The organism is uncultured Methanobrevibacter sp., from assembly GCF_902784195.1.
Lineage (GTDB): Archaea > Methanobacteriota > Methanobacteria > Methanobacteriales > Methanobacteriaceae > Methanobrevibacter.
On sequence record NZ_CACZTX010000007.1, the window covers coordinates 70,409 to 77,358 of the forward strand.

Annotated in this window: 7 protein-coding genes; 4 read left to right on the plus strand and 3 right to left on the minus strand. The window is 33.0% G+C overall.

Features of this window, described 5'->3' with window-relative positions; genetic code table 11:
* Positions 1 to 258 precede the first annotated feature (258 nt).
* The 3 genes from QZU90_RS06445 (at position 259) to thrC (ending at position 3,591) form a co-directional block, all read left to right on the plus strand.
* On the plus strand, positions 259 to 1,350 hold the full coding sequence (locus QZU90_RS06445; RefSeq protein WP_296856249.1) for a tryptophan--tRNA ligase: 1,092 nt from the start codon (positions 259 to 261) through the stop codon (positions 1,348 to 1,350).
* 66 nt (positions 1,351 to 1,416) lie between these two features.
* The gene (locus QZU90_RS06450; protein WP_296856251.1) at positions 1,417 to 2,115 is read left to right on the plus strand and encodes a stage II sporulation protein M; all 699 of its coding nucleotides are present in this window, start codon (positions 1,417 to 1,419) and stop codon (positions 2,113 to 2,115) included.
* Between the two features lie 279 nt (positions 2,116 to 2,394).
* Complete coding sequence (gene thrC, locus QZU90_RS06455; RefSeq protein ID WP_296856252.1) at positions 2,395 to 3,591, plus strand: threonine synthase; 1,197 nt, start codon at positions 2,395 to 2,397, stop codon at positions 3,589 to 3,591.
* Between the two features lie 126 nt (positions 3,592 to 3,717).
* Here the strand turns inward: thrC and QZU90_RS06460 are convergent, their stop codons facing one another.
* The 3 genes from QZU90_RS06460 to rhuM all read right to left on the minus strand — a co-directional run bounded on the left by QZU90_RS06460 (position 3,718) and on the right by rhuM (position 6,096).
* Positions 3,718 to 4,992: an ATP-binding protein gene (locus QZU90_RS06460; protein ID WP_296856254.1), complete on the minus strand. Its 1,275-nt coding sequence runs from the start codon at positions 4,990 to 4,992 to the stop codon at positions 3,718 to 3,720.
* 395 nt (positions 4,993 to 5,387) lie between these two features.
* Positions 5,388 to 5,546: a hypothetical protein gene (locus QZU90_RS06465; RefSeq protein WP_296856256.1), complete on the minus strand. Its 159-nt coding sequence runs from the start codon at positions 5,544 to 5,546 to the stop codon at positions 5,388 to 5,390.
* Positions 5,509 to 6,096 (minus strand): RhuM family protein, encoded by a 588-nt coding sequence (gene rhuM / locus QZU90_RS06470; protein WP_296856258.1) that lies wholly within the window; start codon positions 6,094 to 6,096, stop codon positions 5,509 to 5,511. The genes QZU90_RS06465 and rhuM overlap by 38 nt, the downstream gene beginning before the upstream one ends.
* A 183-nt stretch (positions 6,097 to 6,279) precedes the next feature.
* On the opposite strand from rhuM, the gene QZU90_RS06475 reads away from it, so the two are divergent.
* On the plus strand, positions 6,280 to 6,762 hold the full coding sequence (locus QZU90_RS06475) for a hypothetical protein (RefSeq protein WP_296856260.1): 483 nt from the start codon (positions 6,280 to 6,282) through the stop codon (positions 6,760 to 6,762).
* Positions 6,763 to 6,950: the final 188 nt, after the last annotated feature.

A 6,950-nucleotide genomic window follows, 5' to 3' on the forward strand; every position in this document is an offset into this window, starting at 1 on the left:
TTTTTAATTTTTCATTAGTTATTTTTATTAACTTGTAAATCATATTTAATTAATAGCATATTAATTAGAATTAAAATTATAATTAAAAATAAATTAAAACTAAAATTAATGCAATAATTATTATAAATTTTTAGATAAAAATTTTAAATAATTTTAATTAAAAATATGCATAATTATTTAAATACTTACAATAAAAAACATAATAATTATTATTCAATTATTCAATTTAAGCAAAGATATTATATTTAAGGTGATTTTTTGATTGATCCATGGGGCTCATCTATAGTAGATTATGATAAATTAGTTAATCAGTTTGGTATAAAAGACTTTTCAGAACTTATAGGAAAGATTGAAGATCCTGCAAGATTGATGAAAAGAGGAGTTATTTTTGGCCATAGGGACTTTGATAAATTGGTTCCATTAATCAATGGCAAGAAGGACTTTGCAGTAATGACTGGAATGATGCCAAGTGGCCAGATGCACATTGGCCATAAGATGGTCATTGACCAATTGAAATGGTATTTTGAAAAAGGCGCTTCATTATCCTTGTCAATTGCAGATATGGAATCATATGCTGCAAGGGGAATCAGTTTTGAAAAGGCAAAGGAAATTGCTATCAATGAGTATTTGGCAAATTACATTGCTTTAGGTCTTGACTTAACTGCAGATAATGTAAATGTCTATTTACAGTCCCAAAACAAAACATTGAATGACTTGACATTCAAGATTGCAAAAAGGGTCAATTTCAACAATATGCATGCAATTTACGGATTTAATGCAAGCACTAACATTGCACATCTATACGTTCCATTAGTTCAGGTTGCAGACATTTTGCTTCCTCAAACTGAAGAATTCGGTGGGCCAAAGCAAGTGGTTGTTCCTGTAGGTGTAGACCAGGACCCTCATTTAAGGTTAACAAGAGACATTGCAGCTAAATTGAATGAGGAGTATGGATTTTTAGCTCCTGCTTCCACTTATCATAGATTCTTGACAGGCCTTACTGGAGACAAGATGTCAAGCAGCAAGCCAAACACTGCAATCTACTTGAATGAAACTCCAAAACAAGCTGAGAAAAAGGTCAAATCATCTAAAACCGGTGGAAGAGAAACCCTTGATGAGCAAAAGGAGTTAGGCGGAAGGCCTGATGAATGTGTAATCTATGAAATGCTTGTTTACCATTTGGTTGATGATGACAAGGAGCTTGAAAAGATCCGTGAGGAATGTGTAAATGGTGAGCTCATGTGCGGACATTGTAAGGTTCATGCAGCAGAGCTTATGAAAGATTTCTTTGAAGACTTGAAGGTAAAGCAAGAGGAATCCGTAGAGATTGCTGAATCATTGTTTGATTAAGTCAATTGGTAAATTAAGAAATCTTTTTATTAAAATTATTATGAAAAACATCTTAGGATGATTAGTATGGATATTAAACATTATTTAAGAATAGCTAAGGAAGAGACAAAAGCAGCATTTTCAAATAATAAATGGCTCTTATTGTTTTCAACAGTATTGTTTGTGATTCCTCTTCTCATTGGTTATTTTTATGCAGATAGTATTTCAGAGTACATCCAGCCTATGGTGGATAATTTTCAGAAGCAGGTGGATGAAGGTGTAATTACCCTAACCACCCATTCAATTTTCACAAATAATGTAACTGTAGCGTTTATATTATATGCTCTTGGAGCTTTAGGTGGAGTGTTAGGTGCTATTATTTTAATTAATAATGGATTGTTCATTGGTTATTTTGGTGCAGATTTCAATATTTACGCTTACTTGGCATTAACTGTGCCTCATGGAATATTTGAAATTCCAGCAATCATTATAGCTACTACCGGTGGTTTTGTACTCCTTTCATTTGTACTTCATTTCATATGGAACCTAAGGTCTCCAGACTATTCCTATTTGGACATTTTCGATCCATATTTTTCTGATGTGAAGATCACTTTCAAGCAAAGGTGTTATGCATCATTTAAAATGAATCAAAACAAGATAAAGGAGTCTTTTGTATTCTTATGCCTTGCTGTAATCCTATTGATTATTGCAGCATTCATCGAAGCGAATATAACTGTGCCTCTTGCAGGTAAGCTATTGCCATTTTTCGGTTTAAGCATGGGTTAATTAGTTTTTATTTTTTTAATTCTTTTTTTACTCTTTTATTCTTTTTATTCTTATTACTCTTTTCATTTTTTTTAATTTTTTTAATTTTTTTAGATTTTTACTTTTTTATTTATTTAAGAAACTTAACTAATCTTAAAATAAGTTTTTATACTATAATGACTATAATTATATGATGTATATTAATTATAATCTAATTTTTTGAAAATTTTATAATTAATCATTAAAAATAATTTTAATTAATCAAAATTATTATTCATCAAAAAAATTTAATGTGATAAAATGATTAGATGTGTGTCTTGTGGAGAAGAATACGAAGATGATGAAGTTATCTACAATTGTAAAAAATGTGGGTCTGTCTTGGAAGTAGAAGTGGAAGTTGATGTTCCTAAATCTACTTTTGAAGGTAGAAGAGATAACTTATGGAAATACAAAGAATGCTTGCCTGTTGATGCGAGCAAAAGAGTTTCCTTGGATGAAGGAGGAACTCCATTCTGCAGATGTGAAAAATTAGGTAAGGAACTTGGAATTGACCTTTACGTTAAAGTGGAAGGATCAAACCCTACAGGCAGTTTCAAGGACAGAGGAATGACCATCGGTATGACCAAAGCTATGATGCTTGGTGTAGATACTGTAGGTTGCGCTTCTACCGGTAACACCTCAGCTTCCCTTGCTGCATATGCTGCTAGAGCAGGATTAAGATGTGCTGTATTCTTGCCAGCAGGTAAGGTTGCTCTCGGTAAATTGGCACAAGCTATGTTCCACGGTGCAGAAGTATTCTCAATCAACGGTAACTTTGACGAAGCTTTGGAAGCTATGACCCAACTTGCTCGTGAAAAACACTTATACTTATTGAACTCAATTAACCCATTCAGATTAGAAGGACAAAAAACCATAGGTTATGAGATTGTCCATGATTTAGGATGGGAATCTCCTGACAGAATCGTTCTTCCTGTAGGTAATGCAGGAAACATTTCAGCTATTTGGAAAGGAATCACTGAATTCCACAATGCTGGATTTATGGATGATGTTCCAATGATGACTGGTATTCAAGCTGAAGGGGCTTGTCCTATTGCAAATGCATTCAGAGACAAAACCATGGACATGACTCCTGTTGAAAACCCAGAAACCATTGCTACTGCAATCCGTATCGGTGCTCCTGTAAGTGCAGTAAAAGCATTAAGAGCTATTTACGATTCCAATGGATTGGCTGAAACCGTAACTGATGAAGAAATCCTTGACGCTCAAAAATTGCTTGCAAGAACTGAAGGTGTTGGAGTTGAACCAGCTTCTGCAGCATCCATTGCAGGTCTTAAGAAATTAGTTGAACAAGGAGATATTGACAAGGGAGAAAGAGTTGTTTGTGTTGTAACTGGACACTTGCTTAAAGATCCTAACACTGCAATTGACGCTTGTGTGGAACCTGTCCAAGTGGACGCAGACATTGATAAAATCAAGGAAATCTTACTTAATAAATAATTAAGTACTCTTTTATTTTCTTTTTTTATTTAAATATTTTTAATTCATTTAATAATCTTTTTTTTTAATTTATTATTTTTTTTATTTTTTTAAATATTTTTTAAGGAGATTGTTGTTTCCTTTTCTTTATTTTAAGCATCCTATAGGGATGACTTTCACCCCATCTTTTCGTGTATATGCATTTTTTCCTCCTGTTAAAACGGCTAGGAAACTAGGGTTTCTGATTTGGTCATTCGCCTCAATTAATTTGCTTACTTTCAGCAAATTTCGGGCACCTTCTTCTATTTTGGTTTTGCCTAATTTGCATTCGATTAAGGCATATCTTCCATCATTAAGATGTACAACGCAATCAACCTCCACATCATAGTTGTCATGATAATAGGATATGGAACCTCCTAGTCTTGATGTGTATACGCTTAAATCGCGAATGCATAAATTTTCAAAAATAAATCCGAAGGTTTTTAAGCCATCTATGGTATTGAAAGCTTCGGGGTTCATATTTAATGCAGCCACTGGAATGGATGGGTCAATGAATACTTTTTTGTTGCCTGATCTCATTGCTGATTTTGATCTGATATTCGGGGCCCATCCTCTTAAGTCTTCAATAACGAACAAGCGTTTCAATGAATCAACATATGAATAGTAGGTAGGTTTGCTGATGTCTCCAAAGTTCGCGGAAATATCTGCCATTATTGTAGTGTCCTTGGCTAAAGTGGAATTATTTCGGGCTATGGATTTTAGAATCACTTTAACTCTATCAGGGTCACGTTTAACGCCATCGACTTTGGAAATGTCACTTTCGCATATGTTATCTAAATAATTATACGCTATTAATAACCTCTCTCTATTGTTTCTCTTGTTTAAAGATTCAGGCCATCCTCCGCGACATGCTGCAAAAATCAAATCACTCATTGTTAATTCGGACTCAATTCCATCAATGTTCATATGGGGATTGTCAAACAGTTCCTCGATGGATATTTTGCCGTTTGATTCCTTGCTTTCATATAAGCTCATGGGGCGCATGAGCAGTCTGTGGATTCTGCCGGTTCCGGAATGCATGATTTTGGATTCGTCAACTACTGTTGAGCCTGTTAAAATGTATAATCCTTCGCCTTGTAGTTCATCAACACTGTTTCTAACTCCATCCCATAGGATTGGTGCCATTTGCCATTCGTCAATCAATCTAGGTTTTTCACCTTCCAATAGTTTGGAAGGCTTAATGTCCAGCCACATTTGATATTCTTCCTGTCTATCGATATCCTGAAGTTTTAAAACGCTTTTTGCAAATTGTTCTGCAGTAGTTGTTTTGCCGCACCATTTTGGGCCAACTATAAGCACTGCACCAATTACACTCATCCATTGCTCTAATTCATCATCCAAATATCTGTCAATATATTCCATAGCACTGGCTCCGTTTAACTATTTATTGGTTATTTATTTTACTATTTTTAGGTTATATATTTTACTATTTTTAGGTTATATATTTTACTATTTTTAGGTTATTTATTTTAAATTTTTTTCAAATTTTAGTTAATTTGATTATTTTTTTATCAGGAAATTATTTATATTGTTGGTTAAAAATCTGAAATTCTATTTATATATTGTTTTTTTGAGATTATATAATTTTAGAGAGCTTTTGAAAAGTAATAATTAATGTATAGTTTACTATTTATAAAAATAGCCATTTTTATCCATTTTTATTTTTTCCTTAAATCTTAATGCCTTTTAAGATTTTATCATAATAAACATGGAAAATTTTCATGTTTCATATCTTTTTTAGATCTGGAAATTTTCATTTATTTTAGTCTTTGTTGTGTTCTTTCCCTCAGCTTTTCAAATTCAGATTTTATTAGCTTGTCTTGGATAGGCCTATATAATTCATATTCCTTTTTGGCATGAATATCTGCATCTCTTTTGCTAATATTTCCATTTCCATCCAAAATAATTTTGAACATTTGCAAAGAATTCCTTTGTAATGTCAGCATCCTTATTGTAATCATAACTGCATTGGGCATATATCTCCAGTATCTTTTCATATAATCTGTATTCGCTTAAGCGAATTTCCCTTATTCTTATAATCAATTCCTCGAAATAGTCCTTTCCAAGTATTCCTCCATTTTTAAGAGCTTCATCGTTAAGAGCAATTCCCTTTATCATGTATTCCTTTAGTATTTGAGTTGCCCATTTTCTAAAATAAGTTGCTTTCTTGCTGTTTACACGATAGCCTACAGAGATGATTGCATCTAAATTATATAGGCTTGTATTATATTTTTTACCATCAGCTGCAGTTATCCGAGATTTTCGGATAACTGAATCTTTTTCCAATTCTCCATCCCTGAATATGTTTCTTAAATGGTCGCTGATTGTTCTTACATTAACATCAAATAATTTGCCCATTTCTTTTTGAGTTGCCCATATGGTATCTTCGGACAAATACACTTCTGCAGTGACTATCCCTTCACTGGTTTTATATAGGTATGTTTCTTTTATTTCTAAATTAGACATTTTTTTTCACCTTTTTAATTCGTATATTTTTCATTGTATTGTGGTTTAATTGTTTAAATATTGTTTTTTTGAGTTTATATAAGTTTAGAGAGCGTTTGAGAAGTAATAGTTAATGTATAGTTTACTATTTATGAAAATAACTCCATTTTGTCCTTTTTTTAAATATTTTTTTTTATCATGATGATGTCTGAAGAATTATTGAAAATATTTTGTTCAAATAGAAACATTAAGTGTTCCACACTTAAGTCCTACAGGTCTGCAATTGCCAAGTATGAGTTCTTTCATGATATGGCTATGGGATCCCTTATGGATGAGGCAATTGTTGAGGAAGATGAAGGAATTTCGCTTAAGAGCAGGAAAATTAAAAGCAGATTGTTGGATTTCAGGTCTTTTTTATTGGATTCAGGTTTGGCTATCAGCACTGTCAGAACCTATTTTTCCAGAATCAAGACATTCTTTAGGCATTTTGAAATTGAATTGCCCTATTTGAATGACATTAAGTTTGATGGGGAGTATCTATCCTCATATTATGACTTGCCTGCAAGAGGTGATATCAGGAAGGTCTGTTCCATTTCATCTAATGCTTTTAGGGCGCTTGTTCTTTACATTTCAAGCAGTGGCTGTGCTAAGGCAGAAACCCTTTCCCTTACTGTTGGGATTTTGTAAAGGCAAGTGATGAGTATCATGATGGAGGTTCCATTGATGATGTTTTGAATTGCTTGATTGGTAGGAGGGATATTGTTCCTACATTTTACCTTAAGAGGATAAAGACCAATAAGTTCTATTATGCATTTTGCTCTCCTGAAGCAAGCCATCATATTGTGAAGTATCTGATTTCAAGAAAGGGATTGTCT

What these genes read in the sequence shown, in the direction of transcription:
- QZU90_RS06450 (WP_296856251.1), top strand. Translation starts at nt 1,417, where the DNA reads ATGGATATTAAACATTATTTAAGAATAGCTAAGGAAGAGACAAAAGCA.
- thrC (WP_296856252.1), top strand. Translation starts at nt 2,395, where the DNA reads ATGATTAGATGTGTGTCTTGTGGAGAAGAATACGAAGATGATGAAGTT.
- QZU90_RS06460 (WP_296856254.1), bottom strand. Translation starts at nt 4,992, where the DNA reads ATGGAATATATTGACAGATATTTGGATGATGAATTAGAGCAATGGATG.
- QZU90_RS06465 (WP_296856256.1), bottom strand. Translation starts at nt 5,546, where the DNA reads ATGTTCAAAATTATTTTGGATGGAAATGGAAATATTAGCAAAAGAGAT.
- rhuM (WP_296856258.1), bottom strand. Translation starts at nt 6,096, where the DNA reads ATGTCTAATTTAGAAATAAAAGAAACATACCTATATAAAACCAGTGAA.
- QZU90_RS06475 (WP_296856260.1), top strand. Translation starts at nt 6,280, where the DNA reads ATGTCTGAAGAATTATTGAAAATATTTTGTTCAAATAGAAACATTAAG.